The 2,770-nt window shown below is 59.5% G+C and carries 3 protein-coding genes; 2 read left to right on the forward strand and 1 reads right to left on the reverse strand.

Going from position 1 to position 2,770, the window contains the following annotated elements:
* Together NW863_RS09555 and NW863_RS09560 are read left to right on the forward strand one after the other, a co-directional pair.
* Positions 1–1,211, forward strand: a 1,211-nt coding sequence (locus NW863_RS09555; protein WP_414365966.1) for an HD domain-containing phosphohydrolase, incomplete at its 5' end; no start/stop codon positions are given.
* 267 nt (positions 1,212–1,478) lie between these two features.
* Positions 1,479–2,600: a methyl-accepting chemotaxis protein gene (locus tag NW863_RS09560; protein ID WP_414365967.1), complete on the forward strand. Its 1,122-nt coding sequence runs from the start codon at positions 1,479–1,481 to the stop codon at positions 2,598–2,600.
* Here the strand turns inward: NW863_RS09560 and NW863_RS09565 are convergent.
* The gene (locus tag NW863_RS09565; protein WP_414365970.1) at positions 2,597–2,725 is read right to left on the reverse strand and encodes a hypothetical protein; all 129 of its coding nucleotides are present in this window, start codon (positions 2,723–2,725) and stop codon (positions 2,597–2,599) included. The genes NW863_RS09560 and NW863_RS09565 overlap by 4 nt on opposite strands.
* Positions 2,726–2,770 lie beyond the last annotated feature (45 nt).

Genomic DNA, 2,770 nt, shown 5'->3' on the forward strand with positions numbered 1-2,770 from the left:
GGCCTGCCCCCTTCGAGCTCTCCCTTGGCGAAGCTAAATTCGAGCCTGCTGCTGCCTTGCGCCTGAGTCAGCGGCTGATCCAGGTGGGGATTGCCCTTTCCTCAGAAACGGATTTAAAGCGGTTGCTGGAGCTGATTGTTGCCCAGGCGCGCGAGCTAACCTGCTGCGATGGGGCCAGTCTGTTCCTCCGCGAAGGAGATGAGCTGCGCTTTTTCGTGGTCAAGCGCAACGAGGAGCTGCGGGATCTGCGCCTCCCCCTCAGCCCTTCCAGCATCGTGGGCTATGTAGTGCTTACCGGGGAGAGCTTGAATCTGCCGGACGTTTACCAACTGCCCCCCAATCTGCCCTACGCTTTTAATCCCCAGGTGGATCGGCAGACTGGCTACCGCACCCGCTCCCTGCTCACAGTGCCGCTGCGGGATCCCTCAGGAAACATCCTCGGAGCCTTGCAACTCTTAAACCGCCTCAGGCCGGATCGTCCTGCTGAGCTAGCGCGCAACCAGGTGGCCGAATGGAGTCAGCCGTTTTCTGAGCTGGAAGTCCAGGTGGCCGAAGCCCTAGCTTCCCAGGCAGCTGTTGCTTATCAAAATGTGCGCTTGCGGGAAGAGCTAAAATCGGCTCACCTGGAAACGATTTTTTGTCTAGCTCAGGCCGCTGAGTATCGGGATCAGGACACGGCTTTCCACCTAAAGCGCATGAGCCACTACTCCCGCATCATTGCCCAAGAGTTGGGCCTCTGCAGCCATGAACGGGAGCTGATTTTCTACGCCAGCCCTCTGCACGATGTGGGCAAAATCGGGATCCCGGATGCCATCTTGCACAAGCCAGGTCCCCTCACCCCCGAAGAGCGACAGATCATGAACCGCCACCCTGAGATTGGCTACGAGATCCTCAGCAAGTCCGACTCGGAGCTGATGAAAAAAAGCGCCATCATTGCCCTCACCCACCACGAGAAGTTTGATGGCAGCGGCTACCCGCGGGGCCTCAAGGGCGAAGGGATCCCGCTGGAAGGGCGGATTGTGGCTTTGGCCGACGTGTTCGACGCCTTGGCTAGCCGCCGTCCCTACAAAGCAGCCTGGGATCTAGACGAGATCTTTCGCTTTGTGGAAAGCAACAGCGGCAGCCACTTCGATCCGCAAGTGGTGGCAGCTTTTAAGCGCGGGCGCGGCGAAATCCTGGAGATCTACCACCGCTATCAAGAGGCTCACTAACCCCAGATCCCCTTAGCCCCTGGGTTCAGAACAGGTTCCTCGCCTGCCCACCAATAAAGCACAAATGAAAGAGAAAAAGCATCTCTCCGCACAATCCCGTATAGGCTTGTAGCCAGCAGACAAGATCTCAAGCCAAACTAAGGTTGGCCGGCTCTGTTTGCCACCGGTTCGCTGGAAAGGCGAGCAGAGCTCTGCCTCTGTGCTCCTCTATACATAGCACATTCTTGGCCACTTGTCTCTGCCCAACCCGCGCCGAGGATCCCTGTGATGGCTACCCTGACCAATCCGCCCACTCCCACCCTCTCGATCAACACCAAGCTGCGCGATCTGGCCCTGGTGGACTTTCAGGTGAGCGAGTCCACCCCCTGCGAGAACGTGGTGCGCCGCCTAGAAGATGATCCCAGCCTTTCGGGGGTCATCGTGCTGGATGAGCGGTCGCGGGTGCAGGGGATGTTGACCCGCCGCGCCATTTTGGAGTGGATGCTGAGCAAGCCCTATGGCCTAGACGTGTTTTTGAAGCGGCCCATCAGCTCCTTGGTGGAGTTCCACGGACGGGGCTTTTTGCTGCTCCCCGGCGACTGCGATGTCATCGCGGCGGCCAGCCAGGCCTTCCAGCGGCCCCAGGAGACCATCTACGACCCGGTGGTGGTACAAGTTGGTTCCCAGGACTACCGCCTTTTGGATGTGCCGGTGTTGTTGGTGGCCCAGTCGCAGGTGCATCTGGCCACGCAGCGGAAGCTGCAAGAACAGCAGGAGGAGATGCAACGGATCTTGGCCGAGCTGGAGCAAGAGAAAAACCGCAGCCTTCAGTATGCCCGCGATCTGGAGCGGCAAAAGGCCGAGATCCTCAGCCAGAACATCGCTTTAGATCGGGAGCGGCGTCAGGCCCAGCAGCGCTCCGAAGAACTGGCCCGCCTCAACGCCCGCATCATCGAGATCAGCTCGGTGCTCTCGGAGAAGGGCAAATCCACCTTTGCCGCCACCTTTGCCGGAGTAGAGGCCGTTCGCCGTCTATCTCAGGAAATTGCCGACAGCAACCAGGAGCTCTCCCGCGAGCTCAAAGAAATCAACACCATCGTTGACTTGATCGTAGAGGTGGCGGGCTATATTCGCCTGCTCTCCTTTAATGCGGCTGTGGAGGCCAACCGCAGCGGCGGAGGTGGCGGTTTTGGCGCCATTGCCCAGGAGATTCGCAAATTGGCAGGGCGCACCACCGAAGCCAGCAACCGCATCCGCGGCTTGGCAGAGCGCATCCAACGCCAAAGCCAGTCCACCCTGCAATCAGCCCAGGCCAGCGCCGAGATGGTGCAATCCCTTTACCAGCAGGCCCAGTCGGCCCAGGCGGCTCTGGAGGAGTTGCAAGCCCTCTTGGAGCGGGCCCAGGTTTAGCCTTTTTTGGGAGTGGTCTGGCCCTCGCGGATCTCGTAGGTGTAAAACTGCCCTGCCACTGCCAGAGTTTGGAAGTGGTAGGTGGGCAAAGAGATCCCCAGCGGGCCAAAGTTAAGCAACGACAAATCGGTGCTGTAGAGGCTGAAGAGGATGAAGTTTTGCCGGCGGGT

It is taken from the genome of Synechococcus sp. B60.1, from assembly GCF_047462555.1.
Taxonomy (GTDB): domain Bacteria; phylum Cyanobacteriota; class Cyanobacteriia; order Thermostichales; family Thermostichaceae; genus Thermostichus.